Raw genomic sequence first — 16412 nt, 5'->3', positions numbered from 1 at the left:
TTATGGGAACCAGAAAAGATCAGCTACATTTAGGTGCATTTATTTATTATTCAGGACATCATCATTATGGCTGGCGGCATCCGGAATCAGGAGCGGATAAGATCTTCAATTATAAATTTTATCGCGAATTGGCAAAAACCGCCGAGCGTGGGAAGTTCGATATGATGTTTTTGGCGGACTTGCTGTATGTGATGGGTGCGGATCAAGCTGCTTCGGGTATGCTGGACCCATTGACGCTGTTGTCAGCCCTTTCGACAGAAACAGAAAAACTCGGATTAACGGCTACCGTATCGACCACGTATAACGAACCTTATAATGTGGCTCGCAAATTTGCTTCTTTAGATCATATTAGTGAAGGCCGAGCAGGTTGGAATATTGTCACCTCCCAGCTCGATGTGGAAGCTTATAACTATGGGAAGCCGGAGCATCCAGAGCACGGACTTCGGTATAAAATGGCACGTGAATTTGTTGAGGTGGCAACGCTTCTCTGGGACAGCTGGGAGGATGACTCTTTAATCGTCAACCGCGAAGAGGGACAATTTGCTGACGCGAAGAAGATCAAAGAAGTGGAATACAAAGGGGAGTGGTATTCTACAAAAGGAACCCTCAATGTTCCTCGCTCACCTCAAGGATATCCTGTACTTATTCAAGCCGGATCTTCTGGTCCAGGACAAGATTTTGCAGCTAGTTTTGGAGAGGTGATCTTTACGGCACAGCAGTCGCTTGAAGCGGCTAAGGCCTTCTATGAAAGCGTCAATTCCAAATTAGCAGATTATGGCCGTGAACGTGGCAGCTTAAAAATTATGCCGGGCTTATCTCCGATCATTGGAGCGACCGAAGAGGAAGCCCAAAGTAAATATAAAGAACTGCAGGAGTTGATTCCTCCTGCCGCTGTTGTTGGTATGTTGTCTGGCATGTTGAGGTTTGACCTGTCCGAATACCCAGTAGATGGACAGTTGCCTGAGATTCCTGATCCAGTAGAAGCATCAAATGGAATGAAAAGCCGGGTTCAGCTGATTATGGATATGGCTCGTAAGGACAAATTATCGATATTAGAATTAGGCCGCCGTTTGCTTGGTGCACGAGGACATATGCAGTTTGTTGGAACCTATGAACAATTGGCAGATTTAATGCAATTGTGGTTCGAAGAGTATGGCTGCGATGGATTTAATATTATGCCACCAGTACTGCCGGGCAACTTGAATGAATTCGTGGATCATGTTGTGCCCATTTTGCAAGCACGCGGCTTGTTCCGTACTGAGTATACGGGGAGTACCCTTCGTGAACATTTAGGATTGGAGCGTCCAGGTATCCGTCATTTTCAGAATCGTAGAGTGGCTGAAATAGGGGCTGGTAAATAAGGTGATCATCGGAGTGGATTTATTCAGATTGTACCGAGTTGGCTATTGAGGTATCACTATAGTGAGCCAAATGCAAAGAAGCGATTCTTCGATAAATGAGGAATCGCTTCTTTTTTATCGCATTGTCAGAGCGTTCTTGTCTAATAAACAGCAAAGTCTTGGAGCGTTTGTATTCTTAGATCAAAAGGATGATAATTGGTAAATACGCAGGAATAATTACTTTACATAACTTTATACCAAAAAGCGAGGCGTAAGGAAATGAATGCAGCAGAGTTTCAACGGTATGTTAAGGAGTTCAGTGAAATCAAAGGGTTTGATACCAGCACCATTGAGCAGAGAATGCTGTACTTAATGACTGAGGTTGGGGAGTTGTCCAAAGAGGTTTTGTCTGTATCTTTTCATCCAGATGCGGAGCGGAAAGAAAACTTGGGATACGAGATGTACGATGTGGTGTGGAATATTTTTGATCTGGCCAATAAACTTGGCATTGATCTGGAGCAGGCTTTTAAACGTAAGCTGGAGATTAATGAACAGAGGACTTGGGAGTAGGGTGTATCTATTGAATACTTTAAAAAAATCCAAGGACCTCCCCCGAGGGAAGCCTTGGATTTTTTTTACTCTAAATTTTATTTAAATGAAGCATAACCTTCATCAGCCATTACAACACTACCGTTAATTGCACTAGCTTCTGGTAAGGAGAGCAAGTATACAGTGTCTGCAACTTGTTCAGGCAATGTTAATTTGTTACCCATTACTTTACTCTTCATTTGGTCGACCATTCCTTGATCTTTATATCCTTGGATAATTGGCGTATCTACAGCGCCGGGAGCAACGGCAAGCACGCGGATGCCATGAACCGAAAGTTCAAGTGCTGCGGATTTAGTCATCATAATGACCGCACCTTTGGAAGCATGATATGCGAATGTACCTGGGGAAGCTAGGAATCCAAATACAGAAGCTGTATTGATAATCACACCTTTGATGCCGAGCTCACGCATTTTTTTACCAGCAGCGATAATCCCATGGGCTACACCATGCTGATTGACATTAATGACACTGTGATAATCCTTAAGGTCTTGGTCTAGTACAGGAGTGACGCGGCCGATTCCGGCATTGTTGAACATAACGTCAATTCTTCCATAAGTATCTACAGTTTTCTGAACCAGCGCTTCGACATCTTCATATTTGGAAACATCTGTTTTGACGAAGATAGCTTCGCCACCCTCTTTAATAATTTGTGCTACCGTTTCTTCACCTAATTGTTGATTGAAATCGGCAACGACAACTTGATCACCTTTACTTGCGAATTTAATGGCGGTTTGTTTCCCGATTCCACTGGCTCCACCTGTTATTACGGCTACTCTTTTGTCTGTCATTTGAGTTTCCTCCTCAAGAAATATAGTTATACTAGAAATGAAAGTTGATATAGTAAAATTGGTTACTTACTAACTTATTTACATTGTAACACTTGTCTAAATTAATTAAAATTTAAGTAAATTTAATAGTTATTAAGTAAAGATTAACTTAAGGGGTGATTCAAATGAATTTGGAGCAATGCGAGAATATCGTAGAAGTCGCAAAGATTGGTTCTTTAACCAAAGCAGCTCAGAATCGTCATATCACTCTATCCGCAATGAGTCAGTCTATTACCATGCTGGAGGCTGAGCTGGGAGTTACTTTGTTCATCCGTTCGCGGGGGCAAAAGGCGGTTCCCACAGCAGAAGGAAATGCCATTATTAGCAAAGCAAATGAAGTCCTGATGAAAGTAAATGAATTAAAAGAAGAAGCACAGATTTACAGCGATACGTTAAGTGGTCATTTGAAAATTGCTACGATACCTGGACCCATGCATCTGATGGTGAAGGTAATCTCTAGTTTTAAGGCAGATTTTCCGAATGTGAAAATAGAGATTTTTGAAAAGGGGCCTAAAGAAATTCTGGATAATGTACTTCAGGATGAAATGGACATTGGACTTATGGTCTCACCGGAGGGAATGCCTGACACATATAAGGGGGTTAAGTTTGAACGGTTAATGGAGGGAAAGATTGTAGTGGGTGTACACCCACACTCACCGCTAGCCCTGAATTCAATCCTTACACCGGATCAGTTAGTGGGGCAGACGTTAGTTTTATACGATGATCCTTACATTAAGGACTATGTAGAGCGATATTTATCTGGCTATGGGCCGATCAATTTGCTTTTTGTAAGTAACAACACACGGGCGATTGAGAATGCAGTTGCAGAAGGATTGGCCATCACAATTGGTCTGGATTATTCGTTTCTAAAAATATCAGAGATGACTTCTGCCTTCATGAAAACTATCGAGTTACGATCACCAGATACCCGTGCGAAATATTCAGGAGCTATTGTCTCTGCTTCAAAACAGACCTCCCAAACCGCCCGAAGATTTATCAACAGGCTAAAGCATGAATTTGATGAAATGATTAGACGAAGTTAACAGTATGCCTTGGTAAATTTTATCTAACCTTTACGCTTCCTAGTTAATATTAACCCTATGATGTTGTCCAAGCTCAGATCGATATTAGGACAGCCAAGTGGGGAGGATGTCAACACAGTGAGAAGGTATCTAAGGCAAATTAATGTTGTTATTATCTTTGTTTTGTTGATTTCGTTGTTACAACCGGGGGCAAATGTTCGCGCTTCCATTTCTGATTTACCAGCAACAGACTACGGAACCGTTATTGATGTTCGCCAAACAGAGCTTGCAACTGGGGCGATGTATACCTGGATGGATCTCCAGAATGAACGTGGTTTACAAAAGATACATGCAGTGGAGTTCAACCCGCAACAAGGAAATTTGGAGCTGCGGGCAGGCACGAAGGATGGAAAGGTATACGGTATGAAGGGCGTTACAGAAATGGCCACGTATGCGGATTCACCTGGAAACCGAGTGATCGCAGGAATAAATGGTGATTTCTATGAAATCTCCGGTTTTGCTACGGGTGTCCCTAATGGACTTTTTATGGATGAGGGTGTGATCCTGAACAGCTCGATCTCAGCTTTTACATTCGGTTTAAAAGAAGACGGCAGCTCCATTTATGGTGTGCCGAAGCTGACCAAAAACGTGACGATTAATGGAAAAACAACCAATCTGACCAGCATCAACCGATACCGAAATATGAATGAGCTGGTTCTTTATACGGAAGATTATAATACAACTACAAAGTCGACCAATGAGGGTGACGAGGTTGTTCTAGATATTGTCGAGGGAGAAGTGAAAAGCGGCCAGGCCTTGAAGCTGAAGGTATCTGAGATTCGCAACAATCAAGGCAATACGCCGCTTACCAAAGGAAAAGTAGTTTTGTCTGCTAACGGAACGTCTCGTGCTGTTCTGCAAGGGCTATCGGTTGGCGATAACGTTACTGCGACCTTTGCGCTTAGCGGAGAATGGAATGATGTGAAGGTAGCTATTGGCGGCGAGGGGCCGCTGGTAAAAGACGGAGTAGTTCAACAAGGCATTGGGCCTTTAGGAATTCATCCACGTACAGCCATTGGGACAAAAGCGGACGGAAGTCTCGTTTTATTCGAAGTGGATGGAAGATCTCCAGGTTTTAGTGAAGGTGTAGATACGGATGAGCTTGGCTACATTTTGAAGGATATGGGCGTAGTGAACGCCATGAATCTGGATGGTGGCGGTTCTTCTACTTTTGTGGCCAGAATGCCGGGTGCATCTGGTGTCAAAATGATGAATCAGGGCTCTGATGGCTATGAACGTAAAACCGGCAACGGTTTGCTGGTCGTCAACACAGCCCCAGAGCAATCTACAGCTTCTAAGCTGGTTGTGCAGCCGAATACGGAACGTATTTTGCAAGGCTCCAGCTTTATATTCAAAGCGGCAGGAGTGGACGAGAACGGCCATCCGGCGCCTTATTCGGGTACTTTGAATTGGCAGGTGGACGCTAACCTTGGTACTGTCGATGCGAACGGAGTCTTCACCGCAGGAACCACTGCCGGCACGGGGACGGTAAATGTAGAGGCTGAGGCAGTCAAAGGCAGTGCTGAAATTGAGGTTGTAGATAAGCTTACAGAGCTTAGGTTTCCTGATGAGATTAAAACTTATTCTTCAGGTGCTGCTGCACAATTAACTGTGAAGGCGCTGCGTAATGGACAGGTAATTCAAGCCGACAACCATTCCTTCGAATGGCGGGTTGAGGGCGAGATCGGAACCGTGGACGAAAAGGGTCTGTTTCAGGCGACGAGTGAGAACGGGAAAAACGGAAAAATTTATGCTAAGTACGGGGACGTTGAGACTTCTTTTGAAGTAAATGTGGGGTTGCCGCCTGTAGTGCTGGAGGATTTTGAGAATGGCATTGATAAATATATAGCCTCTAGTGCAGCAGCTAACAGTGTGGCGATTCGGGAAGTGACGGATCAGGATTTTGTCCGCAACGGGGATAAAGCCTTGAAGCTGGAATATGATTTTGTTAATAAAACAGGCACATCCGGTGCTTATTTAGCCGCAAGCTCAACCGCCAATCGGATTCAGATTCCGGGGTATCCTGAAAAGATCAGTATGTGGATCTACGGAGATGGCAAAAAGCACTGGCTGCGGGGACAGATTCGGGATGGCAATAATGCGGCAGTGCCCGTGGATTTTACCGATCAGGTAAATGGTGTGAACTGGACGGGGTGGAAATACGTCGAAGTATCCGTTCCTAAGGGAAAAACCACGCCCTTAACGATGGATATGCCTGTCCGCTATATGGAGACAAGCAATCTTAACAAGAGTGCGGGAGCTATTTACGTTGATGATATTCGTGCCATTTATGGCCCGCTAGAGGAGGACAGAACACCTCCTATTCTTAAAGATGCATATCCCGGCGTGAACGAAATTGTCAAAACAGCTACACCGACCCTTTCCGTCAATGGTGAGGATGATGGTTATGATCCAGTGGTGCATCCGGGAACGACCTTAATCGATCCTGACAAAACACGAGTATATGTGGACGATCAATTAGTGGAGCATGGCTTTTATCCTCCAAAGGGTCAGATTACTTATAAACCAAAGGTTCCACTTACAGAAGGCCGTCATAAAGTGAAAGTTGCCATCCGCGATTTAAGCGGTAACCAGACGATAAAAGAATGGTATTTTACAGTAAATTTGGGCTCTCCGTTCTATGTGTACAAAACACCAGAAGTAGTATATGCCGGCAACACTTACACTTTGGACGTAACGGCAGAGAAAGCGAGCAAGCTGAAGGAAGGAAATCTTACGTTTGCTTTTAATCCAGCTGCAGTTAAAGATTTGCAGGTAATTCGGGGGAATAAGTTATCAGAAACACAAGTGGAGTCCATCATTGATCCGGTATTGGGCACTGTGCGTCTTAACTTAACGAATATCAATTCCTCCAATCTGGGAGATACGGATCTCATCGGGCAAATTCAATATACAGTTCGTAATGATTTTGTGGGTCCCTACACTCAGGAGCAGTTGGCTGGAGATATTAGCAAAGCTTTTGTAATCGAAAATACATCCGGATCGGTAACTTCTACAGAGGGTTCTGGGGTTCCTATTTCTTTTATTGGAGCAGCTGTTGAATCTGTTGTGAAGACACAGTTGATGCTCACTTGGAACCATTATGATCTTGCGAAGGGCTTTGATGCATCTTTTGCGGTAAAAGATCTGAATGGAAGTGTCGTTGAAGGAGCAAAGCTGCTGTTCGATGGAGTGGAGGTACAAGGTGTTGCTTCAGGGGCAAGTGGAACACTTACTACTGACTCTGTCACTTCAGCAGAAGGAACTTTTAAATTGCAGGCGGTAAAAGGAAATACCTATAGTCCTGTGATGACGTTCAAGGTTGCTCAGTATGACGCTACTGCAGCTCCGCGTAATGTTAATGTTACGATGGGCCAAGATGCAGCAACTTCTCGCCAGTTCACTTGGCAGACAGAACCGTTGACCATGGATACTGTAGTAGAACTTGTGAAAAAAGCGGAGTTTACAAGCTTTCAAGCTGCGAATGTAATAAAAATTACCGGCAGCAGTTCAATTTACAACACCAACAATGACGGAACGATGCGAGTTCATAAAGCGGAGGCCACTGCGCTTACCCCCGGAACGGAATATGTATATCGTGTGGGTGATGGCGAGTCAAATGTAAGTCTGCAAGGAGCTTTTGTTACAAGTGGTGTTGAGGACACTTCTACAAAATTCCTGTTTATCGGAGATTCCCAAGCAGATTCTAAGGCTGGTTTTGGTCTTTGGGGAAATACGATTGAAGCGGCTTACGCGTATATGCCAGATGCGGAAATGCTGGTTCACGCTGGAGATATGGTGGATAAAGGCTTTGAACAAGAGCAGTGGAACTGGTGGTTTGATGCAGCCCAAAAGCAGCTGAGGAATACCACACTTGTTCCGATTATCGGGAACCATGAAGTGATGGGAACCAATGGAGATGGGGATTATCTGGCGCAATTCAATAACCCGCAAAACGGTGCGGCGAGCGTAAAAGGTACGAATTATTCTTTTGATATTAAGGATACGCACTTTGTGGTTATGAATACAGAGCATTCAGGTAGTCCGTTCACTGAACAGGCCGAGTGGTTGGATCAGGATCTTTCGGCTACAGATAAAAAGTGGAAGGTGATTTTTTTCCATCAAGGACCGTACGGCAGCATCTATTCGAATGAGCAGGTGCAAGCGAAGTGGGTTCCGGTATTTGATAAGCACAACGTTGATTTGGTGATGAACGGTCATGACCATATCTATTTGCGAACTTTTCCGATGAAGGATGGTAAACAGGTTGCAGAAGGCGAAGGCACTCGGTATGTTATCGGCGGTTCCTCAGGTCCTAAGTTTTATGCGCTGACACCACGTTTTTGGCAGGAGAAAATATATGACGAAGATGAGCAAATCTATACGGCTGTTGAGATTGAGAAGAACGAGATTACGGTTACCGCAAGAACAGTAGACGGGGTTGAGATTGACCGTTTAGTGATCGGCAAATTCGTTCCGGAATCCATTACGCTGGATCAAACTGCTGTAGAGCTTGAGCCTGGGGCTAGCCTGCAATTGCAAGCTAAGGTGGGGCCGGATGAGGCTAATCATCTGACAAAGCTTTGGTCCATCGTTCCTGATCCGGCAGAATCAGTAGTTACTGTAAATGAAAATGGCTTGGTTACTGCATTGAAGCCAGGGACAGCTAAGATAAGAGTCACAGTGGCAGGTTACCCGAATATTTTTGCCGAGAGTACGATAACTGTAGATGCGCTGCAGGCAATTAAGCTTCAGGGAAAGAGACAGCTTAAACCGGAAGAAGTTGACCAATCTGTAACAGAAGCTGTCTATGCATCTGGTAAACGTACCGCTATATTAGATGGACTTCATTATTCCAGCTTGAATGAGAATGTTGCTACGATCAATGAACAGGGTTTGGTTCAGGCTCATGAGGAAGGCTCCACTGTGATTTCAGTAACCTATAGGGAGTTCGCCTCGGAGTATAACCTTGTCGTAACAAATGATGAGGCACCTATTCTTACAGAAATAACGATGGATGGGCCGGATTCGCTGGAACAAGGAAGTAAAGGCTCCGTTGTTGTTCAGGCGGTATACAGTGACGGCAGCAAGCAAGAATTGTTCGAGGGAGTAATCTTTGATACATCCGATCATTCCATTGCAATGATTAGTGAAGCTGGAGAACTTCATGCTCTGAGTGCTGGTACAACAAAAGTCAGCGCTGTTTATAACGGTTTGAGCACTGAATATATTCTGACAGTGACTGAGGGCTCGCCGGGTACGACACCAAGCCCAGAGCCAACGCCGACGCCGACGCCAACACCAAGTCCAGAGCCAACATCAACGCCGGGTGCTTGGGAGCCGGGACCTGCGGTGACACCAACGCCAACCGCTACACCAACTCCGTCGGCATCAGCAAAAACGGGCGTAGTCACCATCACTGCTACTCAACTTTCAGAGAGCAAGAATGCTCAAGGTGAAGTTGTGGTTTCTGTTGATGGAGCGGTTACGGAATTACTTTTGCCAGGCAACGCAGCAGAGCTGCTTGGACGCGCACCGCTTAGAGTGGTTATGCAGGATTTATCCGTTACGCTTCCTGCTACAGTACTGGCAGAACTAAGTAAGCTAATCTCAGCTGAGGCTCTTGCCAAGAGTACGATTTCGCTACGACTGAAACCTGTAGCTAATAATACAGCAGTGGATCTGTTGGCTCGTGCAAGTACACTTGCGGGTGCACAATTGCGGGCGAAAAGTGATCTACGGGAATGGTCGCTTAGCATATTCAAACAAAATGACCAGTCCTTCTCGTTAAGACAGTTTGCAGAGCCGATTATGATTTCATATAAGGTTGGTGCGGATGTAGATCGAAGCTTGTTAGGTATTTATTTTATCGAAGATGTGGGTAAATTAGAGTATATGAGCAGTACATGGACGAATGGTTATCTATCTGCTGCCGTCAGCCATTTTAGTAAATACGTTGTTTTAGAAGTTGATAAAACATTCAAAGATTTGAAGTCCGATCACTGGGCTTACCTTACTGTGAAGCAGCTTGCTGCAAAACAACTTGTACTAGGTGTTGCTGCGGACCGATTTGATCCGAACCGTGCGGTTACACGGGCGGAGTTCACAGCGATGTTAGTTCGTGCGCTTGGTTTGAACGGTCAAGCAGAAGCTGGTTTCGCTGATGTACCTACAGATCAATGGTATGCAGAAGCAGTAGGGTTAGCCCAACAAGCAGGAGTGATTAACGGCCAGACTGCTTCACAGTTTGAACCGGAGGCGAAGATCTCCCGCCAGGAGATGGCTGCAATGCTGGCTCGTGCATATGCTTACGCCAAGAGTAATGTATCTGTAGCTAGCCGTAACATTTCAGCATTCAACGATATTGGTTATGCTCCACAGTGGGCTCAAGAGGCAATCAGCGAAGTGTACAGACTTGGTTTGATGCAAGGACGGGCTGAAGGACAATTTGCACCGAACCAAAACGGAACACGTGCTGAAAGTGCACAGATGATCCTCAACCTGCTGAGGGTTATGGAGTAATGATTGTGGCCAGTCTCAGGTTGATGGGGACTGGCTGTTCTTTTGATAATTGGATTAGTTGGATATGTGCAGGGTACACACGCATGAACACACAAGAGGGGAAAAGCGGAGTAAAAGTAAAAACAGGTGGTGAGACACAAAAGGTTGGAGAACGGAAATGGAGAACGGAAATGGAGAACGGAAAGTTAAGGCAGGCTTGCTGAGGTACGGCTAAAGCTAAGACACGCACGCTGAGGTACGCTAAAGCTAAAGTACCTCGCTGAAGTGTGCTAAAGCTAAAGTACGCCAACAGCGATGCACACTTGGTAAGTTCGGCTCGGACGAGGTCCGTTTATCAAGTAAAGTTTGTTTTTAACAGATAGCCTCGATGGTTTGGGATCGTAACGGACTGTATTGCCGCTATTTTAACTTTTTGGTCCATTTTTCCAACTTTTCGGACTCCATAGCTCTTATTGTCATACTTTTGCCCGGAATCGTAATATATTTTAATAAATAGGTGCATCTGAGTCCGATAGATGAGCAGAATGGCTGAAATCAGCTTAATAAGGTCTCCTCGGTCCGATGAGGTAGAATTGAGTGAGTAAGGTGAGCCAAGTGGAGCTAGGTAAGCCAGGTAAGCCAGGTGAGCCAGGTGAGCCAGGTGAGTCAGGTGAGCTAGGTGAGTCAGGTGAGTATAGTGAGTGAGGCGTGCAAGTTGAGTTAGGTAAGTAAAGTGAGTAAAGTGAGTAAAGTGAGCAGAAAGCGGAAGGTAAGACCAAGAAGATGAATGGGGCTTAAGCAGAAAGTAAAACTGAGGTGAGTAACGAGCATATTCCAAATCCTTACAGACGAGCGCTGAGTATTTTTCCTGTATTTTGTGAAGATAGGGTTATATTGGGCGTGGAATACTGGGAATTACTCTTCAGAGGCAAGTAAAAACAAGGAATAATTGTTATTAGCCAACACAAATTGTTATGTTGTGTTATGATAGTAGGGAGGTGACTCCCATGAATGATTTTGAGAACTATCCCGATGAGCTGGGTAATTTCATTCGGCACATCAGAAAGACGAGAGGGTTAACCTTAAGAGGACTGGAAGAAAAGAGCGGTATAAGTTACTCACAGCTTAGCAAAATCGAACGTGGAGAGAGCATTCCGCTTAAAGACAATCTGGACAAGATCATTGAAGCGCTTGGAACGGATCTGAAGAATCGGATGTACCATTTGGCAGATTATATGCCAGATATTGAATATATCAAGACCTTGAAGCAAGGATATGAGCTGCCACAGCTCAAACAGTCTCAAGATTACATCTACGAGACAGCCTTTAACAAGCTTAAGGAATTCAGAGCGAAGGAAGGGAAAGAAACATCGTACGTTTCCTTTGATTCGAATGAAGTTATAGTTTACGAAACGGAATATGGGGCAGGAATAGTAATAGAGAAGATTGAGAAATACAATCTGACCGATGTCCTGAACGATAAGTTTGAGGGTAACCTCGACTCCTTAAGAAAGAGCCCCCGTAAAGGGCGTCAAGCCTTTCTATTTGGCGAGTGGCTACGGGAGTGCGTTTATGAACTGAAGGAAGAGGAACAGGATCAGGTCATACAAGCACTTAAAGAATTTACTCAGTTTAAAGTACAACAAATAAAGGGTGCTTATAAATAATGTATGCCTTTTGCTAATGATCTCAAAAATGAATGAATGTTGCCCTTTCTTGCAGCCATCTATTCATCTTGATCCATAAACTAACAACTAAAAATGGTTTGACAGAAAAGGGGATATTAATAATGAAAATTAACATGAAGTTTACCAGCAAGGGCAAAGTCGCTATAGAGAATTTTAATAACGAGGAATTGCTGGAGATCTTCGCACGTTACATCAAGACATTATCCAAAAAGTATGACATCGAAGTTGATGTTCCTCTTGAAGCGAATCAAAACATTGTTGGTGATGGTGCGGTAATCGCAACTGCAAAAAATGTGAAATGTGATGTTGAAACTTTCTTTAAAGAATTGGGCAGAGATATTAAAGTTCCCTTGAAGAAAAGACTCGGCGGCAAATTGGAGAATGTGTTCAAAACAGAAATTACAGAATAGAGCATTATTTTTATCTGAGATTACCCATCATATGTGCATATAAAAAAGGTAGGGCCGCGGAGGCTCTACCTTTTTTATGTTTATGTACTTGACTTAAGGCGACCTAAGGAGCTTATTGGTGGTTGAAGCTGGAGAAAAATGTGTACCATGCGTCAGTGTGAATTTAATGGGGAAGGGGATATTATATATTTTCAGAATCTATGAGGTTTCTACTTCTCATGATATCTTTAATAATTTCAATGAAATCCGGTAACGCATGGGCATCAACCGCTAGCTCATAGATTCTTAGTAAATCCTCGTCAGATATAGATTCCAGAGATGAGGGCCGTGGAGAGGGATGAAAATAGTAATTCATTATGATCCTCCATCATTAATTGTTTTTATTATAGGTTTATCTATATGGTATCATTTGGAATAGGATCCGTCTCCTGTCATTCATCCTACGAATTTATCTTTACATTTGAGGATTATTATGGCATAATATGCGATTTTGAGGAAAATACTAAAAAGTTTCAATTTTTAATAAAATAATCCCGGCATGTGTGAACATGCCGGGATTATTAAAAACTGAATTTTATTCTGACGGTTTTTTCTTTTGTGAAGTAAGATACTTCTTAAGGCGAGGTTCATTGGATTCCGAAACAGTAGTGAACTGCGTACCTTGATTAAAGCATACAATCTTCCGCCCGGGATCATAGCCTTCTATGTTGTTGATATTGACGACATTGCTGCGGTCAAGGCGTTCGAATCCCTTACCCTCATACGCTACGGAAAGATCGGAAAGCGTGGTGGGGAGAATAAATTCGCCTTCTTTCGTATGGACGAATATTGTATTCTTATAATTGGAGAAATACAATATATCTTCCTCTAGAATATCACTAGAGGAACCGTCTTTCTGTAAGACACGCATCTTTTCCCCATCCTTGTTTGATTACTTGCGCAGTTCTTTTGGAATCTCAGGGCTGTTAGCAAGTGGTTTCAGAATTGTTGCAAAAACTATAGCAGAAGTACCTAAGATGTTAGAAGCATAACGAGCTAAATTTTTCTTCATTTGATTGACCTCCTTTGTAATGGAATTATAACTGTAAAGGATTGAACTAAAAATGCCAATCCAATGACAAACGAATGGATCCAAAAATTCAAAGAAACCAGAATTATGGAAATGATCTTTAAACCCAAATACCATTCTTTGGGGATTTGCGCATTAGCATCAGGATTTGGAGCACATAAGATCATTACAAGCAAAGAAAAAAGATTAATCCAAATAAAATGGTTATGTATTAAATAAGTGATATGAGGGATCAGTGAACAGATAAAGATAGATACAATATTGCAGGACCTTGCGGATTTTAAATGCACTCCACCAGAAGACATTCTTAGGAGCATGAAGCTAAATAAGGCTAAGAATGTTTCCTTTAGCTGTCCAGTGAGCCCGCCGATGCATAACGAAGCTATAATAATGAATAAAGTATTTAAAATAATGCTAAGGGCATAATGCATGATTTCAATGGAATGCGTTTGCTCTGGATTACTTTTCTTAATGACCTCAACAATTTTAAAAGTTAAATGACTCATAGTTATTTCTATCCTTTTTGTGTGAGAAATATAGATATCCCCATAATAGTACTCCATAAAAAATTGGGATGAAGAAAAAGAAAAAAGATTCAAAAAAGTAGGTGAGTAAAGTAACGACAATTACTGTAGGAAGATTAAGAGCAAATAATAATTTTTCGCTAGTCGTTGGTTTAATTCTTACATCGGGTTTGTCAGGTACAAAGTCAAATCCAATACGTTTATGACCCACATACATACCAATGAGAACCGCGGCTAATGCTGATAATATCTGCATTATCATTATGTTTTTTGTAATCGGTTCCGAAGTATTTAGAGGCATGTTGATTACAGAGTCTAATAGATACATAATTATGGTTTGAATCACCGAGTAAGCTTGATAAGCCATTCCGGTTAATATGGAAGCGTAGAAGGGATGAATCCGGAATAACATCCACATAAAACAAAACATTAGTGCATATTGTGAGAAAGTATCTAATGAAGCTATCCCATAGTTGATTCTAAGGGTATAAGAAAAAAAGCCCATAATAAAACTAGCAAACAACATCTCTTTATGATATAAGTCAATTTTGAAAATTTTGAAAGCCAGAAAGAACATTGCATAGGTCTCTAGTATTGAAAATATCATAAAAAGCATAAAATCTATCATGCCGACACTCCCGATGTCTTCTAGTATAACTAACCCTATTATTGCAAGTATCGTATAAAATGGACTAAAATACAACAACTACAGTATAATTTTCCTCCTATTTTTTCAAAAAAATTCAAAATGAGAGGGGTTTAGACATGGATCGACGTCCAGAAAGCAGTGAGTATCTTGAAGAATTATCAAAGTATGTCGATTTAGTGCCAGTTGAAGGGGACATTTGTACTGTTTTTAGAGCGCAGACGGATGAGATTTGTAGCTTTATTTCGAACCTTACGGAAGAACAAGGAGAGCATCGTTACGCTCCTGATAAATGGAGTATTAAGCAAATGGTTGGCCATCTAGCGGATACTGGAAGAATTATGTCTTATCGTTTGTTGCGCGTTGCAAGAGGAGATAAGACCCCGCTGGCGGGCTTTGATGAAAAGGACTATGTGCCTACCGCAAATTTTGAAGCACACACTCTAGAAAAACTACTGGCTCATTACAAGCTTGTCCGAGAGTCAACGCAAGCTCTTTTGGATACTTTGCCGGAAGATGCATGGACTCGTAAGGGAACGGTTAACAATGCAACCATCTCCGCGAGAGCAGTGGCGTGCGTAATGATTGGGCATGATCATCATCATTTGAATATTCTTAAAGAAAGATATCTGGTTTAATCGAGTTTTATTTTTAAAAAAGCATTCCTGAGGCCATTGCGGCTTCGGAATGCTTTTTTAGCTAAAGGTATATATTTGGGGCCCCCGCAAAGTACCTGAGTAAGCATCGAAGCAAAGCCTCACTTTGTGGTTATATTTTATAGTGGAGGATTCTTGTGGCATTTGCGGCATACCGGATAGTAAGCTTCATTACCACCAATCTGGATTTGCTTGCCGCTATATACGGGCTTGCCGTTTTCTACTCGTAGAGCCATAGTAGCTTTGCGCTCGCAGAACCAGCAGATCGTCTTCATTTCCTCGATTTTATCAGCGTAGATCAGCATATATTTGCTGCCTTCAAATAACTGATTCTGAAAATCATTTTTAAGTCCGAAGGCCATTACCGGAATGCCCAGCTCATCAACGATACGCACTAGCTGGAGAATACATTCCTTGCTTAGAAATTGACATTCATCAATAAGTACACAGTGTGGTTTAGGTTGGTTACTGCTGACGATATTATAAATATCTGTGTTCTCATCGATGGGGATCGCTTGTTTCCGAAGCCCAATACGAGAAGAAATAAAACCAACCTCGTCCCGGTCGTCTATGGATGGAGTGAAAATAAGCACCGATTTCCCCTGCTCTTCATAATTATGTGCAACCTTGAGTATCTCAATAGATTTCCCACTGTTCATTGCTCCGTATTTGAAAAACAATTGTGCCACTTCCATCTATCCTTTCGTAAAAACAATGATTATATCTAAAAAATGCGACCTTATTAGAGTATCATATTCGGATCGGATGTATCCAGTGAAAACATTGCAATTGATTGATTGTGGTATGATAAGAGGTAATAAGAGATGGGAAAGGAAGTAATAAGTGTGACTGAAAGATTAGATGAATATAAGGAACGGTTAGCTCTTTTGCAGCAGAATGGAGATTTATCCAGTGACACAGGAAGCTTGCTGGAAGAAATGATGGCGGATTTGGTGGAATTGAACCGGAGTAATAAAGCACTGCGTCGAGCAATACTGAAAACTGGACAGGCTTCCACGATGTCAACTCGGTTAAGGGATGCACTGTACGAATAGAAAAA

Annotated in this window: 14 protein-coding genes; 8 read left to right on the top strand and 6 right to left on the bottom strand. The window is 42.7% G+C overall.

Going from position 1 to position 16412, the window contains the following annotated elements:
• Positions 1 to 2 precede the first annotated feature (2 nt).
• Together MKZ09_RS24020 and MKZ09_RS24015 are read left to right on the top strand one after the other, a co-directional pair.
• Positions 3 to 1361 (top strand): LLM class flavin-dependent oxidoreductase, encoded by a 1359-nt coding sequence (locus tag MKZ09_RS24020; RefSeq protein WP_076204855.1) that lies wholly within the window; start codon positions 3 to 5, stop codon positions 1359 to 1361.
• Between the two features lie 258 nt (positions 1362 to 1619).
• Entirely contained in the window at positions 1620 to 1910 is a 291-nt protein-coding gene (locus MKZ09_RS24015; RefSeq protein WP_076134486.1) for a MazG nucleotide pyrophosphohydrolase domain-containing protein, read from the top strand.
• A gap of 77 nt (positions 1911 to 1987) precedes the next feature.
• Here MKZ09_RS24015 and MKZ09_RS24010 read toward each other — a convergent pair whose 3' ends face one another.
• A complete protein-coding gene (locus MKZ09_RS24010) occupies positions 1988 to 2737 on the bottom strand; it encodes an SDR family NAD(P)-dependent oxidoreductase (protein ID WP_076129478.1) in 750 nt (249 codons plus the stop codon).
• Between the two features lie 164 nt (positions 2738 to 2901).
• Here MKZ09_RS24010 and MKZ09_RS24005 point away from each other — a divergent pair, with 164 nt between their 5' ends.
• The 4 genes from MKZ09_RS24005 (at position 2902) to MKZ09_RS23990 (ending at position 12457) form a co-directional block, all read left to right on the top strand.
• Complete coding sequence (locus tag MKZ09_RS24005; RefSeq protein WP_076134485.1) at positions 2902 to 3819, top strand: LysR family transcriptional regulator; 918 nt, start codon at positions 2902 to 2904, stop codon at positions 3817 to 3819.
• A gap of 117 nt (positions 3820 to 3936) precedes the next feature.
• Entirely contained in the window at positions 3937 to 10380 is a 6444-nt protein-coding gene (locus tag MKZ09_RS24000; RefSeq protein ID WP_076204852.1) for a phosphodiester glycosidase family protein, read from the top strand.
• 986 nt (positions 10381 to 11366) lie between these two features.
• The gene (locus MKZ09_RS23995) at positions 11367 to 12026 is read left to right on the top strand and encodes a helix-turn-helix domain-containing protein (protein ID WP_076204844.1); all 660 of its coding nucleotides are present in this window, start codon (positions 11367 to 11369) and stop codon (positions 12024 to 12026) included.
• A 122-nt stretch (positions 12027 to 12148) separates the two neighbouring features.
• Positions 12149 to 12457: a hypothetical protein gene (locus MKZ09_RS23990; protein WP_036676014.1), complete on the top strand. Its 309-nt coding sequence runs from the start codon at positions 12149 to 12151 to the stop codon at positions 12455 to 12457.
• 181 nt (positions 12458 to 12638) lie between these two features.
• On the opposite strand, the gene sda is transcribed toward MKZ09_RS23990, so the two are convergent.
• The 4 genes from sda to MKZ09_RS23975 form a co-directional block, all read right to left on the bottom strand.
• On the bottom strand, positions 12639 to 12812 hold the full coding sequence (gene sda / locus MKZ09_RS34530) for a sporulation histidine kinase inhibitor Sda (protein ID WP_080742544.1): 174 nt from the start codon (positions 12810 to 12812) through the stop codon (positions 12639 to 12641).
• 219 nt (positions 12813 to 13031) lie between these two features.
• Entirely contained in the window at positions 13032 to 13367 is a 336-nt protein-coding gene (locus tag MKZ09_RS23985; protein WP_076134482.1) for a LytTR family DNA-binding domain-containing protein, read from the bottom strand.
• 137 nt (positions 13368 to 13504) lie between these two features.
• Positions 13505 to 14032: an accessory gene regulator ArgB-like protein gene (locus MKZ09_RS23980; RefSeq protein ID WP_076204840.1), complete on the bottom strand. Its 528-nt coding sequence runs from the start codon at positions 14030 to 14032 to the stop codon at positions 13505 to 13507.
• Positions 14013 to 14678: a hypothetical protein gene (locus tag MKZ09_RS23975; RefSeq protein WP_162636777.1), complete on the bottom strand. Its 666-nt coding sequence runs from the start codon at positions 14676 to 14678 to the stop codon at positions 14013 to 14015. Before MKZ09_RS23975 ends, MKZ09_RS23980 begins: the two co-directional genes overlap by 20 nt.
• Positions 14679 to 14815: 137 nt before the next feature.
• Between MKZ09_RS23975 and MKZ09_RS23970 the strand changes: the two genes are divergently transcribed.
• Complete coding sequence (locus tag MKZ09_RS23970; RefSeq protein WP_076204837.1) at positions 14816 to 15334, top strand: DinB family protein; 519 nt, start codon at positions 14816 to 14818, stop codon at positions 15332 to 15334.
• Positions 15335 to 15471: 137 nt separating this feature from the next.
• Here the strand turns inward: MKZ09_RS23970 and MKZ09_RS23965 are convergent, their stop codons facing one another.
• Positions 15472 to 16041, bottom strand: coding sequence for a thymidine kinase (locus tag MKZ09_RS23965; protein WP_036676019.1), 570 nt, complete (start codon positions 16039 to 16041; stop codon positions 15472 to 15474).
• A 135-nt stretch (positions 16042 to 16176) separates the two neighbouring features.
• Between MKZ09_RS23965 and MKZ09_RS23960 the strand changes: the two genes are divergently transcribed.
• Positions 16177 to 16407 carry a hypothetical protein gene (locus MKZ09_RS23960; RefSeq protein WP_076134478.1) on the top strand — a complete coding sequence of 77 codons (231 nt, stop codon included), beginning with the start codon at positions 16177 to 16179 and terminating at the stop codon, positions 16405 to 16407.
• Positions 16408 to 16412 lie beyond the last annotated feature (5 nt).

Source organism: Paenibacillus sp. FSL R5-0908 (assembly GCF_038006245.1).
GTDB lineage: Bacteria > Bacillota > Bacilli > Paenibacillales > Paenibacillaceae > Paenibacillus_AQ > Paenibacillus_AQ odorifer.
This window is presented reverse-complemented; position numbering and strand designations above follow the sequence as displayed.